Here is a 25,363-nt window from a genome sequence, read left to right on the forward strand (position 1 = left end):
GGCCCGGCCGTGCACGGTCCGGCCCGCGGTCGGCGGCGCACGGTCCGGCCGGGGGATCGGCCGGGCCGCGGGAGCCCCGCCCCCCGCTTGCGACAATGGCCGTATGGGAAAGTCCAGGAACGCCCGGCGCGGCCGGGAGTCCGCCGAGCCGGTCGTCGAGCAGGTCGACGGCGGGGTCGCCGAACTCATACCCGACCGCGACCGGGCCCGGGCCTGGACCCTGACGATCGACGGGGCGCCGCAGTCCCACGTCGACCTCGACGACCCGGCACACCTCTCCTTCGAGTACCAGCGGCGGCTGGGTCACGTCATCGACCTCGCCGCCCCCGCCGGCAGACCCGTGCACGCCGTGCACCTCGGCGGCGGGGCGTTCACCCTCGCCCGGTACGTCGCCGCCACCCGGCCCCGATCCACCCAGCAGGTCGTCGAGCGCGACGCCGCACTCGTCCAACTGGTGCGCCGCGCACTGCCGCTGGACCACAGCGCGCGGATCCGGGTGCGTTCCGCGGACGCCCGTGAAGGGCTCGCGAAGGTGCCGGACGGCTGGGCGGACCTGGTCGTCGCCGACGTGTTCAGCGGGGCCCGCACCCCGGCCCACCTCACCTCGACGGAGTTCCTGGACGAGGTCCGCAGGGCCCTGAAGCCCGGCGGTGTCTACGCCGCCAACCTCACCGACGGCCCGCCGCTCGCCCACCTGCGCGGCCAGATCGCCACCGCCGCGGTCCGCTTCGCGGAACTGGCGCTGGTCGCCGACCCGGCCGTGCTGCGCGGCAGGCGCTTCGGCAACGCGGTGCTGGCCGCCTCCGACCGCCCGCTGCCGGTGGCCGAGCTGACCCGCCGGGCCGCCTCCGACCCGCACCCGGCCCGGGTCGAGCACGGCAGAGCGCTCACCGACTTCACCGGCGGCGCGGCCCCTGTGACGGACGCGTCCGCCGTCGACTCGCCCGCGCCTCCCCCGTCCGCCTTCCGCTGACGGGCACGCCGGGCCACCCGCCGTGCGGCGGGCCGCCGGATGCGGGCCGTCGGGTGTGAGCCGCCGGATGCGAGTCCGCGCGGTGGGGTCCGGGACGGCGGCGGCGCGACGGCGCGGACGAGGCGTGCGCTGGACCCGGGCGCCGTCCGCGTCCGTTGGCGGCGCGGTCCACGTCCGTTCACGGGCGCCGTCCGCGTCCGTTCAGTAGCTGCCGACTTCGACGTGCGGCGGCCCGTCGTGCCAGGCGCAGATGACCGACACCCGGTCCGTGCCCGAGGTGAACTCCACACGGATCCACGTCTGCGTCTTCCACACCTGCATCGACCAGCCGGTGCCCGGTGTCGCCGAGACCAGGGACGCGGAGGACGCCCCGAGTTCGAAGACGGCCCGGCCGCCGGGGGTGTCGTAGCTCTTGACGCGGCCGGAGGCCGTGGGCGACGGCGACGGGGCGGCCGGGGCGGTGCCCGCCGGCGTCGAGCGCACCGGGACCGGGGTGCGGGATCGCGGACTCGGCCGCGCCGACGGGCTGGTTGCGGGCGGCGGCCGGTGGGTGGAGGAGACCGACGGGGGCGACTCCCACGCGGTGGCGCCGGCCGCGGTGATGGGCAGGGCGCGGGGCGGGTCGTACGCGGTGCCCGCCATGACGGTGTGCACGCCCCACCACGACAGCGTGACCGCCGCGCCCGTCGCCAGCGACCAGGCCAGTACGTGTACGAGTCCTCTGCGCATCGCGGCCATCCTGCCCCACCCGTCCCATCGGTGTCGCCCCGAATCCTGCCGGGAGGTCCGCCGCCCGGTTGTCCACAGGCCCGCACCGGCCGCGCCCGCATGGCGTAGGTTGCGGCGCATGGCACGTGTACTCGTGGTCGAGGACGACCAGTTCGTACGCTCGGCGCTCATCCGGCACCTGACCGACGCCTCGCACACCGTGCGCAGCGTCGGCACGGCGCTGGAGGCGCTGCGCGAGGTCGCCCAGCTCCGCTTCGACGTGGTCGTCCTCGACCTCGGACTGCCCGATCTCGACGGGTCCGAGGCGCTGAAGATGCTGCGCGGCATCACCGACGTCCCGGTCATCATCGCCACCGCGCGCGACGACGAGGCCGAGATCGTCCGGCTGTTGAACGCCGGGGCGGACGACTACCTGACGAAACCCTTCTCGGTCGAGCACCTGTCCGCGCGCATGGCCGCCGTCCTGCGCCGTGCCCGTTCCGGCGCGGGGGAGGCACCGCCGTCCACCGTGCTGCGCGTCGGCGGCCTGACCGTCGACCCGCTGCGCCGCCAGGCCGAACTCGACGGCGCCCGGCTGGACCTGACGCGCCGAGAGTTCGACCTGCTGGCCTTCCTGGCGGGCCGGCCCGGGGTCGTCGTCCCGCGCAAGGAGCTGCTGGCCGAGGTGTGGCAGCAGTCGTACGGCGACGACCAGACCATCGACGTCCATCTGTCGTGGCTGCGCCGGAAGCTGGGCGAGACGGCGGCCCGGCCGCGCTATCTGCACACCCTGCGGGGCGTCGGTGTGAAGCTGGAGCCGCCGCGATGAGGTGGGCGCTGGTCAAGGTCTGCCTGGCGGTCACCACGATGGTGGTGGTCGCTTTCGCCGTCCCGCTCGGGCTGGTCGTCCAGGAGATGGCCCGGGACCGCGCGTTCTCCAACGCCGAGCGCCAGGCGGCCGCGGTCGCCCCCGCGCTGTCCATCACGACCGACCGCGACCAGCTGGAACGGGTGGTCGCCTCGGCGGGCTCGGACGCCGGGGTGGCGGTGCACCTCCCCGCGGCCGACGGCAGGCCGGCCGTCGACATCGGCCGCCGCCGTACCGCGGACGAGGACATCGCCACCGTGCGGGAACTGGGCCGCGCCTCCACCACCGAGGTGCCCGGCGGTTCCGCGCTGCTCCAGCCCGTCGCCCTGAGCTCCGGTGCCATCGCGATCGTCGAGGTCTACGTCCCCGAGGCCGAGGTCAGCAACGGCGTGGGAACCGCCTGGGCGGTGCTGGCCGCGGTCGGCGCGGCTCTCGTCGTCGGCTCGGTGGCCGTCGCCGACCGGCTGGGGGTGCGGATGGTGCAGCCGGCTCAGCGGCTCGTCGAGGGCGCGCACGAACTGGGCGAGGGCAAGCTCGGCGCGCGGGTGCCCGAGGAGGGGCCGAACGAACTGCGGCTGGCCGCCGTCGCGTTCAACTCGATGGCCGACCAGGTCGTCCAGCTCCTGGCGAACGAGCGGGAGCTGGCCGCCGACCTGTCCCACCGGCTGCGGACGCCCCTGACCGTGCTGCGGCTCAACACCGCCTCGCTCGGCGACGGACCGGCCGCCGAGCAGACCCGGGCCGCGGTCGCCCAGCTGGAGCGCGAGGTCGACACCATCATCCGCACGGCCCGGGAGGCCAAACCGCAGACCGCCGCCGCCGGGCCCGGCGCCGGATGCGACGCGGCGGAAGTCGTACGGGAGCGGATGGAGTTCTGGTCCGCGCTCGCCGAGGACGAGGGACGCAAGTGGCGGCTGGCCGGGGTGGGGCGGCCGGTGCGCATACCCGTGGCCCGGGCCGACCTCGCCGCCGCGCTGGACGCCCTCCTCGGCAACGTCTTCCGGCACACCCCGGAGGGCACCGCCTTCGCGGTCGACGTGCACAACGGCGAGGACGCGGTGATCATGCTGGTCTCCGATGCGGGTCCCGGCATACCGGACCCCGAGACGGCCATGGCGCGCGGCCGGGGCTCGGGCACGGCCGGGTCCACGGGACTCGGCCTGGACATCGTGCGGCGTCTGGCGGAGTCGACCGGCGGCGACGTGCGCATCGGCTCCTCGGTGCTCGGGGGCACGGAGGTGCGGATCTGGATCCAGCTCGACGGGCGGCAGCCGGTGCGCAAGGGGCACCGCGGCAGCGTGCGGCGGCGCCGGCCGGGCCGGCTGGTGGCGACCTTTAACCGGTCCCGATCCCTCCCTTAAGCGGACCCTAAGATCCTCAACGGCCGTACCGATCGAGGTATTTGCCTGGTTCCGGATCGCTAGCGTGCTGCCGCGTCCCCCACCCGCCCGGCACCGCCACGGTGCCCGCAGCGCTGTCGCGGGACGCACCGTGAACCCGTGAACAGCGAAGGCAGGCACGCGATGAGCACGCACCGGCGCAAGGTCAGTGGCAGGAACAAGGCGATAGGCGGTCTGGTCGCCGCGGCCGTGGCCGGGGGCGGCGCCCTGCTGTTCACCGGGATCGCCCAGGCCGCCGGCGTCGGCGCCGCGTACACCAGGACCAGCGACTGGTCGACGGGGTACACCGCCCAGTACGTCGTGACCAACAACAGCACCGAGACGGACAAGGACTGGACACTGGAGTTCGACCTGCCCGACGGCGCGAGGCTCGGCTCGCTGTGGAACGCCGAGTCGAGCGTCAGCGGCCGGCACGTCACGGTGCGGCCCGCCCGGTGGGACGCCGGCGGTCTGGCCCCCGGCAAGTCGGTGACCGTCGGCTTCGTCGTCAACGGCGCCGGCGACCCCACCGGTTGCCGTATCGACGACGCCGCCTGCTCCGCGGACGGCGGCGCGACCCCGGAGCCGAGCGGCCGCCCGACCCGGCCCGCGACCCCGGCGCCGGCCCCCACCGCCACCCGGTCCCCCTCGCCGGCCGGCTCCCCGGCACCATCCCCGTCCGCCTCGCAGAGCCCCGGCACCGGCACGACCGCGAGCGCCGGCTTCGCGCCCTACGTCGACACTTCTCTCTCCCCGGCCTTCGACCTGCTGGCGAGCGCGGCGGCGACCGGCGTGAAGAACTACACGCTCGCCTTCGTCACCGACGGCGGCGGCTGCACCCCGAAGTGGGGCGGCGTGACCGACCTGACGAGCGACGCGGTGGCGGCCCAGATCGGCGCGCTGCGCGCCGAGGGGGGCGACGTGCGGGTCTCCTTCGGCGGCGCGTCCGGTTCGGAACTGGCCACCGCCTGCTCCTCGGCCGACGCGCTGGCCGCCGCGTACGCCAAGGCCGTGGACGCCTTCAAGCTGACCAAGGTCGACTTCGACGTCGAGGGCGGCGCGCTGCCGAACACGGCCGCGAACACCCGCCGCGCGCAGGCGATCGCCAGGCTCCAGCAGCAGCACCCGGGCCTGGACGTCTCCTTCACCCTCCCGGTCATGCCCGAGGGCCTGACCCAGGACGGTGTGAACCTGCTGGCGGACGCCAGGTCCAACGGCGTGAGGATCTCCACCGTCAACATCATGGCGATGGACTACGGCGCCTCGTACAGCGGCGACATGGGCACCTACGCCGAGCAGGCCGCCACCGCCACCCAGGCCCAGATCAAGAGTGTCCTCGCCCTGTCCGACAGCGCGGCCTGGAAGACGGTCGCGGTCACCCCGATGATCGGCGTCAACGACGTCTCGTCGGAGGTCTTCAAGGTCGACGACGCCACCCAGCTCGTGGACTTCGCCAGGTCCAAGGGCCTGGGCGGGCTGTCGATGTGGTCCGCGACCCGGGACAAGCCGTGCGCGGGCGGCGCCAGGCCCACCGCGGACGCCACATGCAGCTCCATCGTCCAGGACCCGTTCGCCTTCTCGAAGGCGTTCGGCGCCTACCGCTAGGCCCCCTGGCCGGCGCCGGGTCCGGACGAGGAGGCGGTGGGCCGCCGCGGCTCCCGGACCGGGTCCGGCGCCGGCCCCGGCGAACGCATCCGCGCCGCTCGGGCCTCCCGCAGGTCCACGCTCACGGCCAGTGCCTCGTGGGCGTCGATCCCGCCTCGCATCCGGTCCAGGCGGGCGCGTGCTCGGCACGGGGCACGGCATCCCCCCGGAACGTCGTGCCCCGGCCGGATCAGACGGCCGGCACCTCCGGCAGCGTGCCCGTCCGCGCCGCCTGCCCGTACCACCGCGCGCTCGACTTCGGCGTCCGCTCCAGGGTCGCGTAGTCCACGTACACCGCGCCGAACCGCTTGGCGTAGCCGTAGGCCCACTCGAAGTTGTCCATCAGGGACCACAGGAAGTAGCCCCGGACGTCCGCCCCGTCCTCGATGGCCCGGTGCACCGCCGAGAGGTGGGCGTGCAGGTAGGCGATGCGCTCCGGGTCGTGCACGTGGCCGTCGGAGTCCACCTTGTCCTCGTAGGCCGCGCCGTTCTCCGTGATGTGGACCGGCAGTCCGGGCGCCTCCCGCGTGTAGCGCATGATCAGCTCGTGCAGGCCCGCCGGGTCGATGGTCCAGCCCATCTCCGTGCGCTCGCCCGGCGTCTGGTGGAACGCCACGTCGTCCGCGCCCGGCCAGGGTGAGAAGAAGCTGGCTCCGTGGCCGTCCACGCGCGGGCCCGAGGGCGCCGCGCCGGCCGCCGACACCAGCGTCGGGGTGTAGTAGTTGAGGCCCAGGGCGTCCAGCGGCTGGTGGACGGCCCGCAGGTCGCCGTCGAGGACGAAGGACCAGTCCGTGACCGTCGAGGTCGCCTCCAGCAGGGTCGCCGGGTACGCCCCGTGCAGCATCGGACCGTGGAACACGCCGTTGGCGAGGTCGTCGATCCGCCGGGCGGCCGCCAGGTCCGCCGGTTCCTGCGACAGCGGCCTGACCACCGAGGAGTTCAGGCTGACGGCGACGGAGTTGCGGGACGGCATCACCGAGCGCAGCGCCTGGACGCCCAGACCGTGCGCCAGGTTCAGATGGTGCGCCGCGCGCAGCGAGGCCGCCTGGTCGGTGCGGCCGGGGGCGTGCACCCCGGAGCCGTAGCCCAGGAAGGCGCTGCACCACGGCTCGTTGAGGGTGATCCACTGCTCCACCCGGTCGCCCAGCGCCTCGCCCACGATGTGCGCGTACTCGGCGAAGCGCAACGCGGTCTCGCGCTCCGGCCAGCCGCCCGCGTCCTCCAGCTCCTGCGGCAGGTCCCAGTGGTAGAGGGTGATCGCGGGCCTGATCCCGTGGGCCAGCAGCTCGTCCACCAGCCGCCGGTAGAAGTCCAGGCCCACCTGCACGGCCGGGCCCCGGCCGGTGGGCTGCACCCGCGACCAGGAGACGGAGAAGCGGTAGGCGTTCAGGCCCAGCTCCGCCATCAGCGCGACGTCCTCGCGGTAGCGGTGGTAGTGGTCGACGGCGATGTCACCGGTGTCGCCGCCGGCCGTCCTGCCCGGCGTATGGCTGAAGGTGTCCCAGATCGACGGCGTTCGGCCGCCCTCCCGCACCGCCCCCTCGATCTGGTACGCGGAGGTGGCCGCACCCCAGAGAAAGGCGGGGGGAAAGGTCACCGGGGTCGCCGACTGTGCGGACTCAGACATGGAAGCGCTCCCATAAGAGGTCGTCGAGAAACGGAGAGGAGACGGGGGAGGGCCGCGAGGGCCGGGGCAGCGGTGACCCGGCCCCGCGGCGGCACACGCGGGCGTGTGCGCGCCCCGGCGTGCGGAAGGGAGACCCCGGGCGGGTCAGCCCTTGACCGCGCCCTGCATGATGCCGCCCACGATCTGCCTGCCGAAGACCGCGAAGATCAGCAGCAACGGCAGCGTACCGAGCAGCGCGCCCGCCATGATCAGCGACTGGTCCGGGGTGTACCCGCGGCCCAGGCCCGCGACGGCGACCTGCACCGTCGGGCTGCCGGTCTGGGTCAGCACCAGGAACGGCCACAGGAAGTCGTTCCACGTCTGCACGAACATCAGCATTCCCAGCACGGCCATCGCCGGCCGCGCCGCCGGGAACACCACGTGCCACACCACGCGCCAGCTGCTCGCGCCGTCCACCCGCGCGGCCTCGATGATCTCGTCCGGCAGCGCCTGCAGCAGGTACTGCCGCATGAAGAACACACCGAACGCGCTGACCAGCGAGGGCAGGATCACGGCCTGCAGCTGGTCGGTCCAGTCCAGCTTGGCCACCGCCATGTACAGCGGGATGACGCTGAGCTGCGGCGGCACCATCATCGTGCCGATCACGACCAGCATCAGGGCGCCCCTGCCCTTGAAGCGCAGCTTGGCGAAGGCGAACCCGGCGATGGTCGACAGGAAGACGATCGTGGCGGCCGAGATCCCCGCCACGACGGTGGTGTTGAAGAACGCCTCGCCCAGGTTGGCCTCTGTCCAGGCCACCTGGAGGTTGTGCGCGAGGTTCGAGCCGAACCAGAACGGCGGTGGTGTCTGCGCCAGTCTGGTGTTGTCGCGGGAGGCGGCGATCGCGCTCCACACCAGCGGGAACAGCGAGCCGATGGTGAACAGCACCAGGATGACGTAGGCGATGGGGCCGGCGTGCATCTGCCCGCCGGCGCGGGCCGACTTGGGCCGCCGGACACGCTTGGCTCCGGGCGGCGCCTGGGCGGCGGGATCGGTCAGGGTCGTCGTCACGGCCGGTTCTCCTAACTACTGGCGCGCAGCCGGCGCGAGATGACGTAGTTGACGACCCCGATCAGGATGAGGATCAGGAACATCGTCCAGGCGATCGCGGAGGCGCGGCCCAGGTGCTGGTTGACCCAGCCCTGCTCGTACAGGTAGACGCCCAGCGTCTGGAACTGGTGGTTGGCACCGCCCGAGGCGCCCTTGATGGAGTCGAACAGCAGCGGCTCGCCGAAGAGCTGGCTCGCGCCGATCGTCGACACCACGGTGGTGAACAGGATCGTCGGGCGCAGCTGCGGCAGCGTCACGTGCACGAACTGCCGCCAGCGGTTGGCGCCGTCCAGCGCCGCCGACTCGTACAGGTCCTGCGGGATCGCCTGCATGGCCGCCAGGTAGATGAGCGCGTTGTAGCCGGTCCAGCGCCAGATGACGATGGAGGACACCGCGATCTGCGACGGCCACTTGTCGTTCTGCCAGTCGACGGGGTCGACACCGGCGAAGTGCAGCGCCCAGTTGATCATTCCGTAGTCACGGCCGAACAGCAGCACGAAGACCAGGGAGGCGGCGGCGATCGAGGTCGCGTACGGGCTGAGCATCGCGACCCGGTAGAAGGTGGAGCCGCGCAGCTTGTAGTTGAGGATGTGCGCCAGGCCCATCGCCATCATCAACTGCGGCACCGTCGAGATGATCCCGATGGTCAGGGTGTTCTTCGCGGCGTTCCAGAAGAAGTCGTCGTCGAAGATCCGGGTGTAGTTGCGCAGACCCGCCCACTCCATGTCGGTGGGCGCGGTCAGCTCCACCGTGTGGAGCGAGGCCCAGCCGGTGTACACCAGCGGGAACAGGCCGAACGCCACGAAGAACAGGAAGAAGGGGGAGACGAACGCGTAGGGGCTCCAGCGCATGTCCCGCTGCCAGCGGCGGGACAGCCGGGCCCGGCGCTTCGCCTCCGTCTGCGCCTGCGCCTGCGCGGCGGGCGCGGCGGGACCGCGGACCGGGGCCGCGCCCCCGTCCTTGACGGGGGGCGCGGCGGTGTCGTGCCGGGGTGACATGCCGGTCACTTCTCCAGGTTGTTGTCGATCGTCTTCGTCGCCGTCTTCCAGGCCTCCTCGGGCGACTTGCCCTTCGTCACGAGGACGACGCCGTTGTCACCGAGGCCGGCCCCGATGATCTGGTCCTTCGGACCGATGGCCTGCAGCGGGATGGACTTGGCGGCCTGGGCGAATATCTCGCCGATCGGCGCGTCACCGGTCATCGCGTTCTTCGCGTCCTTGACCTCGGGCATCTCGTAGGCGGCCGGGGCGCTCGGGAAACTGCCCTGGACGGCGAACAGCTTGGCCTGCTGCTTCGGCGCGGTCAGCCAGGCGACCAGCTCCTCCGCCTCCTTGACGTGCTTGCCGTTCCTGGGCACCGCGAGGAAGGTGCCGCCCCAGTTGCCGGCCTTCGGCGCGGGGGCGACGTCCCACTTGCCCGCGTCCTGCGGCTTCGACTTGCCCTTGAGGTAGCCGAGCATCCAGGGCGGACAGGCGACGGCGGCGAACTTGCTGTTGGCGATGGTCTGGTCCCAGGTCGGCTGGAACTGCGTCTGGGAGCCGACCAGTCCGTCCTCGGCGGCCGAGGCGGTCAGGTCGAAGGCCTTCCTGACGGCCGGGTTGGTCTTGTAGACGACCTTGCCCGAGGCGTCGTAGAACTTCTCCTTCTCGCTGCCGAGGATGGCGTTGAGCAGACCGCCGGGGGAGTCCATGAAGTAGGTGCCGCCGGGCGCCTTCTTCTCGTACTGCCGGCCCGTGTCGACGAGCTTGCTCCAGTCGCCCGCCCACAGCCGGCCGACCTGGGCGCGGTCGCCGGGCAGGCCCGCCTTCTCGAAGAGGTCCTTGCGGTAGCAGATCGCCATCGGGCCGATGTCGGTGCCGAGGCCGACGGTCCGGCCGTCCTTGGTGGTGGCCTGCTGCCACTTCCAGTCCAGCCAGCTGCTCTTGTTCACGCCCGAAACCTTGGACAGGTCCCGGAGCTTGTCCGCCTGGGTCTGGACCACCTCGGCGATGTTGCCGACTTCGACGGCCTGGACGTCCATCAGACCGCTGTTGGTGGTGAGGTGGTTGACGAGCGCCGGGTAGTAGTTCTCGTTGCGTTCGGTGACGTTCTCCTGGATCTTGATCTCGGGGTGCAGCTTCTGGTACTCGGCGTAGAGGCCGGCCTCCTTGAAGCCCTGGGTGCCGAAGAGGCCCAGCGTGATGGTGGTCTTGCCGCCGCCGGACGAGTCGGACGAGTCCTTGCCGTCGTCGGCACAGCCGGCCAGCAGCCCGGCGCCCAGCGTCGTGACCGCCGCCAGGACCACCGCCCTGCGGCCGATTGCGGTCCCCCCGCTCGAGCCGAGCCGAGAAGGGGGGAGGGTACGTGCTCGCATTGCGTCCTCCTGTTGCCCTGACGTGCCGACCCCCCGGCCATGTGCAGGCAGGCCCGTATGTTTTCGCTGCGGCTCGGGCGGGGAACGTGCGGGTTGTGTACGGGTCAGGTACCGTGGGAGCGCTCCCACTAGTGATGAGTTGAAGGGTCGCCGGTTCGGGCGGGGGTGTCAAGGGAGTGCGCGTCGCGAGGTGTGCGGAGTTATCGGGCCGTTAACTGGCGGGAGTTGAGGCCTTCCGGGACCGGGGCGGACCGCGGGCCAGGAGGGGTCGGGAGGGGGGCCGGCCCGGGCGGCCCCCGAGGACGGTTCCCGTGCCGGTGGGACTGTTAGATTCCAAGGCCAGAGGCATGACGACGGTGGGAGGTGGGGCCCGATGGCAAGCCACGGAGTGCGGGGCCGAAGCGGTGGTCGGCCGACCCTCGAAGAGGTCGCCGCACGCGCCGGTGTGGGGCGCGGCACCGTCTCACGCGTGATCAACGGCTCGCCCCGGGTCAGTGACGCCACACGCGCCGCGGTCGAGGCGGCCGTCGCCGAACTCGGCTATGTCCCCAACAATGCGGCCCGGGCCCTGGCGGCCAACCGCACCGACGCGATCGCGCTCGTGGTCCCGGAACCGGAGACCCGATTCTTCGCGGAGCCCTACTTCTCGGACATGCTGCGCGGAGTCGGAGCCGAGCTGGCGGACACCCAGATGCAGCTGCTGCTGACCTTCGCGGGCAGTGACCGCAAGCGGCAGCGGCTGGCCCAGTACCTGGCGGCGCACCGGGTCGACGGCGTCCTGCTGGTGTCGGTGCACGCCGACGACCCGCTGCCCGACATGCTCGCCCAGCTGGAGATCCCCGCGGTGATCAGCGGTCCGAGGTCGGCGCGGGAGACGCTGGCCTCGGTGGACTCCGACAACTACGGCGGCGCCCGCTCGGCGGTGGAGCACCTCATGGAACGGGGCCGCCGCCGCATCGCCCACATCACCGGCCGGCTGGACGTGTACGGCGCCCAGCGCCGCGTCGACGGCTACCGGGACGCGCTGCTGGAGGCGGGCCACGAGGTGGACGACCTCCTGATCGAGCCCGGCGACTTCACCGAGGAGGGCGGCCGCCGTGCGATGGCGCGACTGCTGCGGCGCAGGCCCGACCTGGACGCGGTCTTCGCCGCCTCGGACGTGACGGCGGCAGGCGCCCGCCAGGTGCTGCGTGAGGCCGGCCACCGCATCCCGGACGACGTGGCCCTGGTCGGCTACGACGACTCCGCCATCGCCCGCCACATGGACCCGCCGCTGACCAGCGTCCGGCAGCCCATCCAGGAGATGGGCCGCGAGATGATCCACCTGCTCCAGAGGGAGATCGCCGACCGCCGCCCGGCGGCGTCCCGGAGCACGGAGCGCACGCACGCGGTGCTGCCGACGCAGCTGATCGTGCGGGACTCGTCCTGAGCCGGGGCCCCGGGGCGAGCGGACGCCCGCCGGCCCACCCACCAGCGCCGGGCACGCCGCACACGTGAGAGGCCGATGATCCGAACCGTGCGGATCATCGGCCTCTCGGACGAGGGGGAGTGACGGGACTTGAACCTGTCTTGAAAGCGTATTGTGACCTGCGGTGATGCCGACGATGTCGCCAGGTAGGGGAGCAGATCCGCCGCGTGCATGAGCACCACAACCTCACCCAGCTCGAGGTCTGCAGCCGCAGCGGCGTGGACGTGGCGAGCTACAGCCGCATCGAGCAAGGGCACGCCTCACCGAAGCTGGACACCCTGATCCGCATCGCCTTCGCTACCGGCGTGCCGCTCGAGTACCTCGTGCGCTGAACGGCCCCGCCCACCCGGCCCAGCAGAGCAGACGAGCGGGGAGCCAGGCTGCCACAACCAGTCAGGCGCGGGCCACGACGATGAGCGTGCCCACCTCACGCGGGCCCGGCGGCGCCGGCACCACCACCGTGCGCACGTCCCGGTAGCCGTACTCAGCGAGCAGACGCTTCCACGTCGATGGCGCGTAGTCCCACCGCTTCACCACGAGCGGATCCTCATCCACCCCGCGCGGAATGTACGAGGCCTGGCAGCCGTAGCAGCCTTCGACCGGCGGTCGCTGGGAGAACACCAGCCGGCCCCCCGGCCGCAGCCGCTCATGGACGGCCGGCATCAGTAGGTCCGGGTCGGCGAACCACGCCGCGCCGTACACCGAGTACACCGCGTCGAACATCTCACCGGCTGCCTGCAGGAAGCCGACGGCGTCGCCGAGGTCGACGGCCGTGCCGTTGTCCAGCTCCGCCTTGCACCACACGCAGGCCGCGCCGCGGATCTGCTCGGGCAGGAGCCCGCCGGTCCTGGGCAGCGGCAGCATGGCGGCCGACGGCGCGTCAGGGCGGGGCGGGCTCAGGGGCTCGGGCATGGGTAATGCCTCCACGGGGGCGGTGCTGCACGTCACACACACGACCGTAGGGGCGACCGTCCGGCGGCAGGGGCACAGATTGTGCCCCCTTGGCTACGCGGCGAGGAGGCCCAGCTTCACCGCCAGCTCGGACGCGCGCCGGCGACGGTCCGGGCTCTTGGCCTCGCACTCCTCAAGCACGATCCGCTTCGCGTAGCCGTTGTAGCGGATCGTCTCCGGCGCCGCCTCGTGCGCCTTGTCCAGCGTGGCGAGTGCGACGCCCGGCTGCCCGTCGAGCTGGTAGCCGCGGGCTTCCTCGATGCGGTGCCGGGCCCGGCGCGGCCGGGACGGGATGGTGACGGCGTCCGCGGCGGCCGCCTGCCGTACGGACTCGCCGCCCTGGTGGAGTTCGACCGCGACGGTGACGGCGTGCGCGCCCATGATGGCCCGGCTGAAGCTGGTGACGGGGTGGTAGTAGTCGGCGGGCAGTCGGCCGGCCATCTCGCGGGCCTGGTCCCAGTACCGCCACGCTGTGCCGGTCTCCCCGCGGCGCGCGGCGGTGTACCCGGCTTCGAAGGTGAGCGCGCCGGTGATGGCGAGGACGTCGTCACTGGCGTCCGGCAGCAGGGGCTCCAGGTAGGCGAGGGTCTGCAGGTTGACCTCGTCGGCCGCGTCGAAGTGAGTCGGCCCGGCATCGCGGTGGGCCTGCGCGGCCAGCCATGCGGCGACGCCGATGGCGTGCGCGTCCTCGGACTCCTGAGCCGCAATCAGGCCGCGCTCGGCGACGCGCCACAGCAGCGCAGCGTCGGGCTGGTAGGCGACGATGAACTGCGTGAGGGAGTACACCTCAGCGAGGACTGCGTGCGCCGCGCGCCGCTCCGCGCCGGTATCGGCCTGCCGCACCGCCGCCTGCGCGTCCCGGATCAGGTCCGGCAACAGCGCGCCGACGACGTCGCGGTGGTTCGGTGCCGAGTGGCGAGCCGCCCAGGCCCGCGTGAGCCGCGCCCGCAGGTGGTCTGCCGGCGGGGCCTGCCGGGGCGCCCCGAGCGGGAACGCATCGACCGCGGCCTTGACGGCAGCGAGGCGGGGGTGGCCAGGGCCGGTGAACAGGTCGACGTGCACGGACTGGTCTCCGGTCGCCCGGAGGCGATGGGGGCCGTTGCACGTTCACGGGTACTGCCGGCGCTGCGGATCCAGCGCCATCGCCAGCGGCGAGGATGGCGTGCCGCGGCTGTCGTCGTCCGGCGGGCCGTCCCTCCGGCACACCAGCGCGTCCGGGTCCAGGGCGGGGCCTGCAGGCTGTAGCCGGCCAGGCAGGGGGCCCGGCCGGCCCGCGTTCGCCTGGCTCGCCGCGTGCGCCTTCCGGGCGGTGCGAGCCTGCCGGGCCGGCGGGCCCTGTTGGACCGTATGGCCCGGCAGGTCCCGTCATGCCAGGGACGCGGTCTTCGACGCCGACCGAGCACGGCGCCTGGCGGACTGCCTACCACCGGTTTCTGCAGTGGCGGGACATCGGCGTCTTCGAACAGCTGATGGACGACTCTCGCGCTTACCTGCGCAGGCGCCGCATGCGAGCGGGTCATCCCGGAGAAGGCCGACCAGGCCGCCCACCGCAAGAACAGGGGCCGTCGGGGCGGGCGGCCGGTCTCGCACGACACCGAGCTCTACCGCGACCGCAACACGGTGGAACGCAGCATCAACAAGATCAAAGCGTGGCGCGGGGTGGGCACTTGATACGACAAGGCACCCGAGAGCTACCTGGCCGGACTCCACTTACGCGGCGCGCTCATCTGGCTACGAAGCCTCCGTCCCGCGACATGATCCGAAGCAGGGCCCCGCAGAGGCGTTGCGTCGCGAGCTCAGTGGTCTCGCTCGATCGCCTGGACGCAGCGGGCCAGCAGGGCACGGAGAGTGTCTTGTTCCTCGGCGGTGAACTCATCCGCAAGGCGGCGTTCGATGCGCACCGCCTCGGTATCGGCGGCAGTAAGGGCATGCTGGCCGGCCTCGGTGAGCCGGGTCTCGAGGACCCTTTGGTGCCAGGGGTGCACCGTCCGCTCGACAAGGCCGCGTGCCTGCAGGGTCTTGAGCACTCCGGTCATGGCCTGCGGGGTGACCAAGCAGTCGCGGGCCAGCGCGGCAGCGGAGATCCCGGGGTGCTGGGCGAGGGCCAACAGGGCGGCGTACTGGGCGACGGTCAGGTCGGCCGTGCGCACGGCGCTGCTCTTGGCGGCCATCAGCGCCTGCTCGGCCCGTTTGATGTTCAGGCCGAGCCGGACCTGCGGCGGCATCTCCATGCGCTCAGCTTACCGACCCTGAGATGAGTCAAGACTGGAATATATGTAAAGACCTTGATATCCCTGAAGGCATGCATGAACACGCAGCTACTCCGGGCGACCTGCGCGGAAAGACGGTCCTGCTGACCGGGGCCACCCAGGGGATGGGGCTCCGCCTCGCCCTGCTCCTGGCAGCCCGCGGCGCCACGCTGCTGCTTCACGGACGCGACCAGCAGCGGCTTGCAACGGCCACCGACGAGATACGGGCGCAGGCCCCGGAAGTCTCGGTGCGTACCTACCGGGCCGACCTGGCCGACCTTGAGCAGGTGAGCACGCTGGCCGACGCCGTCCTCGCCGCCGAGCCGCGGCTCGACGTACTGGTCAACAACGCCGCCGTGGGCGGTGGCACCGACCCGACCGTTCGGCAGACAAGCCGCCAGGGCCACGAACTACGTTTCGCCGTCAACCACCTGGCGCCGTACGTTCTCACCCGCCGACTCCTCCCGCTTCTGGTCGCCTCGTGGCCCTCGCGGGTGGTCAACGTCGCCTCGGCTGGGCAGACGCCCATCCATTTCGACGACGTGATGCTGGAACGCGACTACGACGGAGTGCACGCCTACTGCCGCAGCAAACTAGCTCTGATCATGGCCACCTTCGACCTGGCAGCCGAGTCGGCGCCCCACCAGGTCACCGTCAATGCACTGCACCCAGCACACCTGATGGATACCTCCATGGTCCGGCAGAGCGGCTTCACCCCCGCCACAAGCCTCGACGACGGTGCTCAGCCGACGCTACGTCTCATCGCTGACCCAAACCTGGAGCACACCACAGGACAGTACTTCGACCGATACGACGACCAGCCCGCACACCCACAGGCATACGATTCGCAGGCCCGCGCCCGGCTGGCAGCACTCACCACCAACCTGACCGCACCGTTCCTTGCATGAGTGCTTCTGCGCCGCGCAGGCCCGCGCCTCAACGAGACGCGAGCCGCTCCCCAACCCCCGGCGATCAAAACACCCGCCGCAGCACCCCGCCACAACGAACCGAGTCATCGAGCATCAAGGAGAGGCATCTCCAAGATGCGATCCTCACGCTCCGAGTGCCCGCGGATCCCAATCAGGAACACTGCCTAGCTCGCGTGCTGCCTGGTCCATAGCGTGGGCGTTGCCGAGGGAGGGGTCGTTGTGGCTGAGGGGCGTTCTGATGCGGCGCTGGGTGTGTTCGCCGCCGGTGTGGTGGTGGTGCTGGCGCGGTGTGGACGCACCGTGACGAGAAACACCGAGGCCCGACCTGTTTCCGCAGGTCGGGCCTCGGTTGTCAAGGGTGAGTGACGGGACTTGAACCCGCGACATCCTGGACCACAACCAGGTGCTCTACCAGCTGAGCTACACCCACCATGACCGGCGGTTCACAGAAGTCGTTTCCCTGACCGGCCGAGAAAAAGTGTACAGGGTCCGAAGGGGTGCTCGCGCCCGCGTTTCGCGGCGCCCCTCGGCGTGCCCCCGTCAGCCCTGTTGAGCAGGCAGGACGTGCTTGGCCGCGATCGCCTTGGCGGTGTCGGAGTCGGGACCGGGCTGCGGCACGAAGACGGCCTCCCGGTAGTAGCGCAGCTCCGCGATCGACTCGCGGATGTCGGCCAGGGCGCGGTGGTTGCCGTTCTTCTGCGGGCTGTTGAAGTATGCCCGCGGGTACCAGCGCCGGGCCAGCTCCTTGATCGAGGACACGTCGACGATCCGGTAGTGCAGGTACTGCTCCAGCGCCGGCATGTCGCGCAGCAGGAAGCCGCGGTCGGTGCTCACCGAGTTGCCGCACAGGGGCGCCTTGCCGGGCTCCTTGACGTGCTCGCGTACGTAGGCGAGGACCTGCTCCTCGGCATCCTGCAGTGTCGTGCCGCCGGCCAGTTCGTCGAGCAGGCCGGACGCGGTGTGCATCTCACGCACCACCTCCGGCATCGTCTCCAGCGCCGCGTCCGGCGGGCGGATGACGATGTCGATGCCTTCGCCGAGCACGTTCAGCTCGGAGTCGGTGACGAGGGCGGCAACCTCGATGAGAGCGTCGTCGGACAGCGAGAGGCCGGTCATCTCGCAGTCGATCCACACCATGCGATCGTTCATGTGTCTCACCTTACGGCGCGGCGCGGCGAGGTCGGGCCGGGTGTGCGGGCCGCTTCTGCGCGCAGGCCGCCCCTGACCCCCGGCCGGCCCGCTCACCGGACGGCCCGCCGTCCGGCTTCGGGCGTCGCCGTCGGACCGCGGGCGGGCCGAGGCGTGGGCCCTGGCAGGCGTGACGGCTCCTCGCGGCCGGGTCCGGCGGGGGTGGAGATCCCGGCCGGGTGGGCGCGGCGGAGCCCCGGCGTTCCGTTCACCTCTCGTCGGCCCCCGCGGGCGGGCGGGGAGGTGTGGGGTACGGGCGAGGGGCCCGCGGGGGACGTCCCCCGGCGGGCCCCTGCTCAGCTACCGCTCCGCTGGCCCGGCAGGCTCGCCGACAGCGCCCCGGAGCCGACCCCGCTGGCCGCCGGTGAGCGGCGGGCCTGGTGCGGGAGCGGGCCGTCCGGGTGGAGGGACGGCGCGGGACCCGCGTGGTCCGGTACGCCGGCATGCACCGGACGGTGCATGCCGGCGGCCGAGCCGTTCGCCGCCCCGGCGCTCCCCGGGCCGGCCTGCTGCTCGCCGTCGCCCGGCCTCTCGCCCTGCGGCCTGCGCGCCCGGTACGCCGCCCGGTAGGCGGCCGGGGAGGAGCCGAGCTGCCGCCGGAAGTGGCCGCGCAGCGCCACCGGCGAGCGGAAGCCGCAGCGGCCCGCGACCTCGTCCACCGAGTAGTCCGACGTCTCCAGCAGACGCTGCGCCTGGAGCACCCGCTGCGTGATCAGCCACTGCAGCGGCGCACTCCCGGTCAGCGACCGGAAGCGGCGGTCGAACGTACGGCGGCTCATGTACGCCCGCGCCGCCAGCGTCTCCACGTCGAACTGCTCGTGGAGGTGCTCCAGCGCCCAGGCGACGACCTCCGCGAGCGGGTCGGCGCCGATCTCCTCCGGTAAAGACCGGTCGAGGTAGCGCTCCTGCCCGCCGCTGCGGCGCGGCGGGACCACCAGGCGGCGGGCCAGCGCGCCGGCCGCCTCGTTGCCGTGGTCCGTCCGCACGATGTGCAGGCACAGGTCGATGCCCGCGGCCGTGCCGGCCGATGTCAGCACGTCTCCGTCGTCGACGAACAGTTCCCGCGGATCGACGTGCACCGACGGATAGCGTTTCGCCAGCGTCGGCGCGTACATCCAGTGTGTGGTCGCCGGACGGCCGTCCAGCAGGCCCGCCGCCGCCAGCACGAACGCGCCGGTGCACAGGCCGACGATGCGGGCGCCCTCCTCGTGGGCCCGGCGCAAGGCGTCGAGCGCGTCGTCCGGTGGCGGTGAGGTGATCGAGCGCCAGGCCGGCACCACGACGGTGCCCGCGCGCGAGATCGCCTCCAGCCCATGCGGTGCGGAGAGTTCCAGGCCCCCTGTGGTCCGCAGCGGGCCTTCCTCGCCGCCGCACACCAGCAGTCGGTAGCGCGGCACTCCGGCGTCCTGGCGGTCAATCCCGAACACCGAAAGCGGTATGGAACTCTCGAAGATGGGGCCGCCGCTGAACAGCAGCACCGCGACGATCTCCTTGCGGCGTCGCCCGGACAGCTTCCGGGCCGCGGCTTCCGGCGCGGCAGTGGAGTCGTGGCTCATACTGCTAAGCCCCCCTCGGTGGTCGCGGCTCCTCGGTCGTGTCGCTCCTGCACGTTTCCCCTCGGTCCTGCACGAGTCCCCCGCCGTAGACGGTCAAGATCGAATCTACTGTGTCGCGCTGCGCCGCGATGACCAGTTCCGCACCCGGCGCATTGTCGACATGGCAACTTGGCGTGAAGCATTCGATCACGAAGCGTTGCACTCGGGGAGGGCGCAGGGAAGTGCGCCTCGTCGCGGTGGCCAATCCACGTAGGGTGCGCGCGGCCCTGCGGACCCTTCCGGTGCAGGTGGAACGGGGGTTGGGGGGTCCGGGGGGCAGGTGATGCACGGGTTCGAGAAGTTGGCTGAAAAGCTACGGGCGCGTGCGCGGAAACCGGTCAGCTGACCGGTGTATGCGACCCCGGGCGCCGCCCGCCGCGATGGGCCCCGGTGCCGGTCCTGTGGTGACGGCCGCGGTGCGGCACGGACTCCTGCGTGAGCAGGCGTGCCGTGCCCCGTTCGGACATCCGCAGCAGCACCCGGCAGACCGCGGTGGCGGCGGCCAGGCCCAGGGCGGTGCCGGCCGCCCCGGCCGGCGAGGTGTCGTAGCAGAGCAGCACGGCCGGCACGAGGACACAGCTGAAGGCCGCCCAACGGACCACGTCCCCCGCGGTGTCGGGCGTGGGGCGCGGCGACGGGCGTCGCTCGGGGGTGGGGCGGGGTCCGGACACGGCGTGCTCCCTGCTGCGGCGGTTCACCGGGGATCAACGCCCGTTCGGGCGCTCGGTCACTGTGCGGCACCGCGACGGGCCGGACAGCCTCGGCGCTGTCCGGCGGATCACGCCGGAGACGCGGGGCCCGGCACGCCCGCCCGTGGCGTTGTCGTCGGTTGCCGGCACTCCGCGTCGACGCCCTCCTCCTCGTGCAGCCGCACGCGCCGGACCCCGCCCACCTGGGCTGCGAGACGCGGGGCCGGGGTCCCCTCCGGACTGCTCCGCCGGACAGCCCCCGGACCGGACCGGTCACCGTCCGGTCGCGTTCGGTGAATCCCGTGCAAACCGCCTGTACGGGGCAGCAACCATTGCGTTACGGGCGGCACTCGTGCATGCTCCGGGGGACCGCCACGGAGAGTGCGCGGAATCTGGGCGAAGGAGGCGTGCCGCCGTACCCTTGCGGGTATGGCCCCGGGAAGACGATTCCCGGACACTACTCCGCCGCACCCCCGTTGTCCCCCATGAAGGACCACAACGCCGAGACAGCCATGGCCGGTCACGAATTCTTCGAACCCGCGGACCGCAAGCGGCCGGTCGCCGATCCGACGGCGGCCGATCCCCTGGCGGCGGAAGAGTCGCGCCCCGCGTGCGACCCGGCGTTCCAGCACGGCGTGGTCGTCGGCTTCGACGGCTCGACGTCCAGTGAACGAGCCCTCGCCTACGCGGTCGGCATGGCGCTGCGCTCCCGCTCGGGGCTGATCATCGTGCACGTCGCCAACCGGCTGCCGACCACGGTGTGGGCGGGCTGCGAGCCGCCGGTCTTCGTGGACGTCCCGGACCATCGCACCGAGGTCCTGGGACTTGAACTCGCCTGTGCCGACCACCTCACCGAGGTGCCCTGGATCCTGGTCGAGCGCGGCGGGGACATCTGCCACGAACTCGAGGAGGTCGGCAGGGAGTACGAGGCGGACGCCATCGTGGTGGGCTCCACGCACGGAATCGTCGGGCGCATCTTCGGGTCCGTCGCCGGGCGGCTCGCCAAGCGGGCGCGGCGTCCCGTGGTCGTCATCCCCTGAGCCGCCGGCGCCCGGTCCCGGCTGCCGCTCCCGGCCCGACGGCCCCCCGCGCGGGACGGACGTCCCGCCGCGCACCGGCCCCGGCCCCCGAACGACGAAGGAGCGGCCCCCGGCGCCGTGCGCGCGCGGAGGGCCGCTCATCCGCTTCCGTCGGCGGGGAGTTACTCCACCGTCACCGACTTGGCCAGGTTGCGCGGCTTGTCGATGTCCCGGCCCAGGGCCAGCGCCGTGTGGTAGGCGAGGAGCTGCAGCGGGATGCCCATGAGGATCGGGTCCAGCTCGTCCTCGTTCTTCGGGACGACGATCGTCTGGTCGGCCTTCTCCTGCTCCTGGTGGGCGACGGCGAGGATCTTGCCGCTGCGGGCCTTGATCTCCTCCATCGCCGCGCGGTTCTTCTCCAGCAGGTCGTCGTCCGGCACGATCGCGACCGTGGGCATGGCCGGCTCGATCAGGGCGAGCGGACCGTGCTTCAGCTCGGAGGCAGGGTAGGCCTCGGCGTGGATGTACGAGACCTCCTTGAGCTTCAGGGAGGCCTCACGGGCCACCGGGTAGCCCCGCACCCGGCCGATGAAGAGCATCGAGCGGGCGTCGGCGTAGGTCTCCGCCAGCTTCTTGATCTCCTCCTCCTGCTTCATGATCTCGGAGATCTGCTGCGGCAGCCTGCGCAGGCCCTCGATGATGCGCTTGCCGTCGCGGACCGACAGGTCGCGGATGCGGCCGAGGTGCAGGGCCAGCAGGGCGAAGGCGACCGTGGTGTTGGTGAAGCACTTGGTGGACACCACGCAGACCTCGGGGCCGGCGTGGACGTAGACGCCGCCGTCCGCCTCGCGGGCGATCGCCGAGCCCACCACGTTGACGACGCCGAGGACCCGGGCGCCCTTGCGCTTGAGCTCCTGGACGGCCGCCAGCACGTCGTACGTCTCACCGGACTGCGAGACCGCGATGTAGAGGGTGTCGGGGTCCACGACCGCGTTGCGGTAGCGGAACTCGGAGGCGGGCTCGGCGTCCGCGGGGATGCGGGCCAGCTCCTCGATCATCTGGGCGCCGATCATGCCCGCGTGGTACGAGGTGCCGCAGCCGAGGATCTTCACACGGCGCACGGCGCGCGCCTCGCGGGCGTCGAGGTTGATCCCCCCGAGGTGCACGGTGGCGAACCGGTCGTCGATGCGGCCGCGCAGCACACGGTCCACGGCGTCGGCCTGCTCGTGGATCTCCTTGTGCATGTAGGTGTCGTGGCCGCCCATGTCGTAGGACTCGGCCTCCCACTCGACGGTGGTCGGCTCGGCGGTCGTCCGGGTGCCCTCGGTGGTGTAGGTGCGGAAGTCGTCGGCCTTGAGGGTGGCCATCTCGCCGTCGTCGAGGGTGACGATCTGCCGCGTGTGGGCGACCAGCGCGGCGACGTCGGAGGCGACGAACATCTCCTTCTCGCCGATGCCGAGGACGACCGGGGAGCCGTTGCGGGCCACGACGATGCGGTCGGCGAAGTCGGCGTGCATCACGGCGATGCCGTAGGTGCCCTCGACCAGGTGGACGGCGGCGCGGACCTTCTCCTCCAGGGTCTCGGCCTGAGAACGCGCGATGAGGTGGGTGAGCACCTCGGTGTCGGTCTCGGAGAGGAACTCGACGCCCTCGGCCTCCAGCTTGCGGCGCAGGTCGGAGGCGTTGTCGATGATGCCGTTGTGGACGACGGCGACCTTGTTGTCGGCCGACATGTGCGGGTGGGCGTTCACGTCGGACGGGGCGCCGTGGGTGGCCCAGCGGGTGTGCGCTATGCCGGTGGTGCCCTTGAAGCGCGCCGGGACCTTGGCCTCCAGGTCACGCACCCGGCCCTTGGCCTTGACCATCTTCAGCCCGGCCGTCTTGGGCGAGGTGACGACGATGCCGGCCGAGTCGTAGCCCCGGTACTCCAGCCGCTGCAGGCCCTCCAGGAGCAGGGGAGCCACGTCGCGCTTCCCGATGTATCCGACGATTCCACACATATGTACGTATTCCGTTCTCAGCCGAGGCTCAGCCGTAGACGATGCGTCGCAGCTGCCGGAGCGAGAGCTCCGGCGGCGCCACCGCGCGGTATTTCAGGTCCGCCTCGATCCGTTCGAAGATCGTCGCGTTCACCAGGCCGAGGGCCTGCAGCTCGCGGTGGCGGCGACGGACGAACTGCTCGGTCGTCTCGTCGAAGTAGGCGAGCACGTCCTGGATCACACGCAGCGCCTCGCCCCGCTGCAGGGGCGTCGACCGCGTCAGGTGACCAACAAGTTCGTCGTGCACCCGGTAGATCCTGGGGTACCGGAGGCAGTTTCGCAAGATTCGTGCCCGATTTCGGGCAGTCTCCTGTGAAAAGCAGGGTGCGAGCGACCTCCTGAGCTACTGTTTTGTGGCCTGCGTCACCTTGGAGCCGTTCGTGCGTGGCAGCCGCCGGCCGGTTCCCGCCGTGGCCGGGGACGCGCCGGTACCACCGGGCGGGCTCCTCGCGCACCGCTGTCGGCGGGTCCGCCCCGGGGCCGTACGGGGCTGCTCGCCTCCGGCCGCACCCGCTCGCCGCCGCACCGGCCGCGCCTCCTCCGCGGCACCGGCGGCGGGGCGGTGGACGAGCCGGGCGGTGGCGCCCCGTTGGGTGCGGCAGCTCGCAACGCAAGCCGCGGAACGACGAGTTCGCGAGAACCCGGCGCGGACGGGCAGGCCGGCGTCGCCGTCCCGTGCGGATCGCCCCGCGGGGCGTCGCGGTGAACTCCCGGTGCCGTCCTTCCGGATGATTCCCGCCATGATTTCCGCCGAGGGGGGATGGCTTCACCGTGCTTTCGCGAGAGAGTGGTCTATACCCGTCGGGGCCGCCCGGCCCTCGAGTCGAGTGATGGGAGCGCATGTGAGACGGCACCACAGCACGACTCCCCGCAAGACCCGCACGTTCCGCCCGGCCCGCACCCTCCTCCCGGCCCGCCCCGCCCGCAGGGCCCGGGCGACCCGCGTCCTCGGCGCCCTCGTCCTCCTGGCGGCGGCCGGCGCCTTCGCCACGGGCGCGGCGCCCGGGGACCGGCAGCGCGCCGCCACTCCGCTCGGCCAAGTGGTCCCCGCCCCGGCCTCGGTGGCGGCGCAGGGACCGGCGTACCGCATCGGCCCCGGCACCTCCATCCGCGTCGACGGCTCGCCCGCGGCCCGCCGGATCGGCGACTACCTCGCGGACGTGCTCCGCCCCTCCACCGGCTACCGCCTGCCCGTGACCACCCACGGTCACGGCGGGATCGAACTGCGCCTGGCCGACGGCCCCTTCGGCGCCGAGGGCTACCGCCTGCACAGCGGCCGCGCGGGGGTGACGCTGACCGCCCGTGAGCCGGCCGGTCTCTTCCACGGCGTGCAGACCCTGCGTCAGCTGCTGCCCGCGGCCGTCGAGAAGGACACCGTGCAGCCCGGCCCGTGGCTGGTCGCGGGCGGCACCATCGAGGACCGGCCCCGCTACGGCTACCGGGGCGCGATGCTCGACGTCTCCCGGCACTTCTTCACCGTCGCGCAGGTCAAGCGCTACATCGACGAACTCGCCCTCTACAAGATCAACAAGCTGCACCTGCACCTCAGTGACGACCAGGGCTGGCGCATCGCGATCGACTCCTGGCCGCGCCTGGCCGCGCACGGAGGCTCCACCGAGGTCGGGGGCGGGCCGGGCGGTCACTACACCAAGGGCGACTACCGGGAGATCGTCCGCTACGCCGCCTCCCGCTACCTGGAGGTCGTCCCCGAGATCGACATGCCGGGCCACACCAACGCGGCGCTGTCCTCCTACGCCGAGCTGAACTGCGACGGCGTCGCGCCGCCCCTGTACACCGGCACCAGCGTGGGCTTCAGCTCGCTGTGCGTGGACAAGGAGGTCACCTACGACTTCGTCGACGACGTCGTCCGCGAGCTGGCCGCGCTCACGCCCGGCCGCTACCTGCACATCGGCGGGGACGAGGCCCACTCCACGAGCCACGACGACTACGTGAAGTTCATGGACCGGGTGCAGCCGGTCGTCGCCGGGTACGGCAAGACGGTGATCGGCTGGCACCAGCTGACCGGCGCCACCCCCGTCAAGGGCGCGCTCGCCCAGTACTGGGGCCTGGACAACACCTCCGCGGCCGAGAAGGCGCAGGTCGCGCAGGCCGCGCGGAACGGGACCGGACTGATCCTGTCCCCGGCCGACCGGGTCTACCTGGACATGAAGTACACCAAGGACACCCCGCTGGGGCTCGCCTGGGCGGGCTATGTCGAGGTGCGGCGTTCCTACGACTGGGACCCCGGCACCTACCTTCCCGGAGTGCCCGCCGAGGCGGTCCGGGGCGTGGAGGCCCCGCTGTGGTCGGAGACCCTGTCGACCTCCGCGCACATCGAGCAGATGGCCTTCCCCAGGCTGCCCGGCGCCGCGGAACTCGGCTGGTCGCCCGCGTCCACCCACGACTGGGACGGCTACCGGGTGCGGCTCGCCGCGCAGGCGCCGCGCTGGGACGCGCTCGGGATCGGCTACTACCGGTCGCCGCAGGTCCCCTGGCCGAACGGCTGAGCGGCTGACGGGCCGAACGGCTGACGGGCCGAGCCATGAACCGGCCCGGCGGCTGAACGGGCGGGCCGAGCGGGCCCGGCGGCCGGCG

Annotated in this window: 20 protein-coding genes, 1 tRNA gene and 3 pseudogenes; 10 read left to right on the plus strand and 14 right to left on the minus strand. The window is 72.3% G+C overall.

The window, feature by feature from the left end:
• Nucleotides 1–103 precede the first annotated feature (103 nt).
• Entirely contained in the window at nucleotides 104–973 is an 870-nt protein-coding gene (locus tag ACWDNY_RS05430; protein WP_451644380.1) for a spermidine synthase, read from the plus strand.
• A 201-nt stretch (nucleotides 974–1,174) separates the two neighbouring features.
• Here ACWDNY_RS05430 and ACWDNY_RS05435 read toward each other — a convergent pair whose 3' ends face one another.
• The gene (locus tag ACWDNY_RS05435; RefSeq protein ID WP_451644381.1) at nucleotides 1,175–1,702 is read right to left on the minus strand and encodes a hypothetical protein; all 528 of its coding nucleotides are present in this window, start codon (nucleotides 1,700–1,702) and stop codon (nucleotides 1,175–1,177) included.
• 118 nt (nucleotides 1,703–1,820) lie between these two features.
• Here ACWDNY_RS05435 and ACWDNY_RS05440 point away from each other — a divergent pair, with 118 nt between their 5' ends.
• The 3 genes from ACWDNY_RS05440 to ACWDNY_RS05450 all read left to right on the plus strand — a co-directional run bounded on the left by ACWDNY_RS05440 (nucleotide 1,821) and on the right by ACWDNY_RS05450 (nucleotide 5,533).
• Complete coding sequence (locus ACWDNY_RS05440) at nucleotides 1,821–2,510, plus strand: response regulator transcription factor (protein WP_451644382.1); 690 nt, start codon at nucleotides 1,821–1,823, stop codon at nucleotides 2,508–2,510.
• Entirely contained in the window at nucleotides 2,507–3,910 is a 1,404-nt protein-coding gene (locus ACWDNY_RS05445; protein ID WP_451644383.1) for a sensor histidine kinase, read from the plus strand. The genes ACWDNY_RS05440 and ACWDNY_RS05445 overlap by 4 nt, the downstream gene beginning before the upstream one ends.
• Nucleotides 3,911–4,072: 162 nt before the next feature.
• Nucleotides 4,073–5,533, plus strand: coding sequence for a glycoside hydrolase family 18 protein (locus ACWDNY_RS05450; protein WP_451644423.1), 1,461 nt, complete (start codon nucleotides 4,073–4,075; stop codon nucleotides 5,531–5,533).
• 229 nt (nucleotides 5,534–5,762) lie between these two features.
• Here the strand turns inward: ACWDNY_RS05450 and ACWDNY_RS05455 are convergent, their stop codons facing one another.
• From ACWDNY_RS05455 to ACWDNY_RS05470, 4 genes are all read right to left on the minus strand, one after another.
• Nucleotides 5,763–7,199, minus strand: a complete 1,437-nt coding sequence (locus ACWDNY_RS05455; RefSeq protein ID WP_451644384.1) for a GH1 family beta-glucosidase — start codon at nucleotides 7,197–7,199, stop codon at nucleotides 5,763–5,765.
• A gap of 144 nt (nucleotides 7,200–7,343) precedes the next feature.
• Nucleotides 7,344–8,249 carry a carbohydrate ABC transporter permease gene (locus ACWDNY_RS05460; protein ID WP_451644385.1) on the minus strand — a complete coding sequence of 302 codons (906 nt, stop codon included), beginning with the start codon at nucleotides 8,247–8,249 and terminating at the stop codon, nucleotides 7,344–7,346.
• Between the two features lie 11 nt (nucleotides 8,250–8,260).
• Nucleotides 8,261–9,286: a carbohydrate ABC transporter permease gene (locus tag ACWDNY_RS05465; RefSeq protein ID WP_451644424.1), complete on the minus strand. Its 1,026-nt coding sequence runs from the start codon at nucleotides 9,284–9,286 to the stop codon at nucleotides 8,261–8,263.
• A gap of 5 nt (nucleotides 9,287–9,291) precedes the next feature.
• The gene (locus ACWDNY_RS05470; RefSeq protein WP_451644386.1) at nucleotides 9,292–10,641 is read right to left on the minus strand and encodes an ABC transporter substrate-binding protein; all 1,350 of its coding nucleotides are present in this window, start codon (nucleotides 10,639–10,641) and stop codon (nucleotides 9,292–9,294) included.
• Nucleotides 10,642–11,014: 373 nt separating this feature from the next.
• On the opposite strand from ACWDNY_RS05470, the gene ACWDNY_RS05475 reads away from it, so the two are divergent.
• Together ACWDNY_RS05475 and ACWDNY_RS05480 are read left to right on the plus strand one after the other, a co-directional pair.
• Nucleotides 11,015–12,070 (plus strand): LacI family DNA-binding transcriptional regulator, encoded by a 1,056-nt coding sequence (locus ACWDNY_RS05475; RefSeq protein ID WP_451644387.1) that lies wholly within the window; start codon nucleotides 11,015–11,017, stop codon nucleotides 12,068–12,070.
• Between the two features lie 194 nt (nucleotides 12,071–12,264).
• Nucleotides 12,265–12,441: pseudogene (locus ACWDNY_RS05480) on the plus strand (helix-turn-helix domain-containing protein); the annotation flags it as partial.
• Between the two features lie 61 nt (nucleotides 12,442–12,502).
• Here the strand turns inward: ACWDNY_RS05480 and ACWDNY_RS05485 are convergent.
• Together ACWDNY_RS05485 and ACWDNY_RS05490 are read right to left on the minus strand one after the other, a co-directional pair.
• Complete coding sequence (locus tag ACWDNY_RS05485; protein ID WP_451644388.1) at nucleotides 12,503–13,021, minus strand: hypothetical protein; 519 nt, start codon at nucleotides 13,019–13,021, stop codon at nucleotides 12,503–12,505.
• A gap of 93 nt (nucleotides 13,022–13,114) precedes the next feature.
• A pseudogene (locus ACWDNY_RS05490) lies at nucleotides 13,115–14,137 on the minus strand (XRE family transcriptional regulator); the annotation flags it as partial.
• 401 nt (nucleotides 14,138–14,538) lie between these two features.
• Between ACWDNY_RS05490 and ACWDNY_RS05495 the strand changes: the two are divergent.
• Nucleotides 14,539–14,818: pseudogene (locus tag ACWDNY_RS05495) on the plus strand (IS5/IS1182 family transposase); the annotation flags it as partial.
• 38 nt (nucleotides 14,819–14,856) lie between these two features.
• On the opposite strand, the gene ACWDNY_RS05500 reads toward ACWDNY_RS05495, so the two are convergent.
• A complete protein-coding gene (locus tag ACWDNY_RS05500; protein WP_451644389.1) occupies nucleotides 14,857–15,291 on the minus strand; it encodes a MarR family winged helix-turn-helix transcriptional regulator in 435 nt (144 codons plus the stop codon).
• A 71-nt stretch (nucleotides 15,292–15,362) separates the two neighbouring features.
• Here ACWDNY_RS05500 and ACWDNY_RS05505 point away from each other — a divergent pair, with 71 nt between their 5' ends.
• Nucleotides 15,363–16,217 (plus strand): SDR family NAD(P)-dependent oxidoreductase, encoded by an 855-nt coding sequence (locus ACWDNY_RS05505; RefSeq protein WP_451644425.1) that lies wholly within the window; start codon nucleotides 15,363–15,365, stop codon nucleotides 16,215–16,217.
• 378 nt (nucleotides 16,218–16,595) lie between these two features.
• On the opposite strand, the gene ACWDNY_RS05510 is transcribed toward ACWDNY_RS05505, so the two are convergent.
• From ACWDNY_RS05510 to ACWDNY_RS05525, 4 genes are all read right to left on the minus strand, one after another.
• Nucleotides 16,596–16,668: transfer RNA gene (locus tag ACWDNY_RS05510), tRNA-His, on the minus strand.
• A gap of 110 nt (nucleotides 16,669–16,778) precedes the next feature.
• Complete coding sequence (gene orn, locus ACWDNY_RS05515) at nucleotides 16,779–17,387, minus strand: oligoribonuclease (protein ID WP_451644390.1); 609 nt, start codon at nucleotides 17,385–17,387, stop codon at nucleotides 16,779–16,781.
• A 335-nt stretch (nucleotides 17,388–17,722) separates the two neighbouring features.
• Entirely contained in the window at nucleotides 17,723–18,982 is a 1,260-nt protein-coding gene (locus ACWDNY_RS05520; protein ID WP_451644391.1) for a GlxA family transcriptional regulator, read from the minus strand.
• A 377-nt stretch (nucleotides 18,983–19,359) separates the two neighbouring features.
• Entirely contained in the window at nucleotides 19,360–19,692 is a 333-nt protein-coding gene (locus ACWDNY_RS05525; RefSeq protein WP_451644392.1) for a hypothetical protein, read from the minus strand.
• Nucleotides 19,693–20,222: 530 nt separating this feature from the next.
• On the opposite strand from ACWDNY_RS05525, the gene ACWDNY_RS05530 reads away from it, so the two are divergent.
• A complete protein-coding gene (locus ACWDNY_RS05530; protein ID WP_451644426.1) occupies nucleotides 20,223–20,750 on the plus strand; it encodes a universal stress protein in 528 nt (175 codons plus the stop codon).
• Nucleotides 20,751–20,911: 161 nt separating this feature from the next.
• Here ACWDNY_RS05530 and glmS read toward each other — a convergent pair whose 3' ends face one another.
• Entirely contained in the window at nucleotides 20,912–22,729 is a 1,818-nt protein-coding gene (gene glmS / locus ACWDNY_RS05535) for a glutamine--fructose-6-phosphate transaminase (isomerizing) (RefSeq protein ID WP_451644393.1), read from the minus strand.
• A gap of 28 nt (nucleotides 22,730–22,757) precedes the next feature.
• On the minus strand, nucleotides 22,758–23,015 hold the full coding sequence (locus ACWDNY_RS05540; RefSeq protein WP_451644394.1) for a hypothetical protein: 258 nt from the start codon (nucleotides 23,013–23,015) through the stop codon (nucleotides 22,758–22,760).
• Nucleotides 23,016–23,610: 595 nt separating this feature from the next.
• Here ACWDNY_RS05540 and ACWDNY_RS05545 point away from each other — a divergent pair.
• Entirely contained in the window at nucleotides 23,611–25,275 is a 1,665-nt protein-coding gene (locus ACWDNY_RS05545; RefSeq protein WP_451644427.1) for a beta-N-acetylhexosaminidase, read from the plus strand.
• The last annotated feature ends 88 nt before the right edge of the window (nucleotides 25,276–25,363 follow it).

It is taken from the genome of Streptomyces sp. NPDC003697, assembly GCF_053587115.1.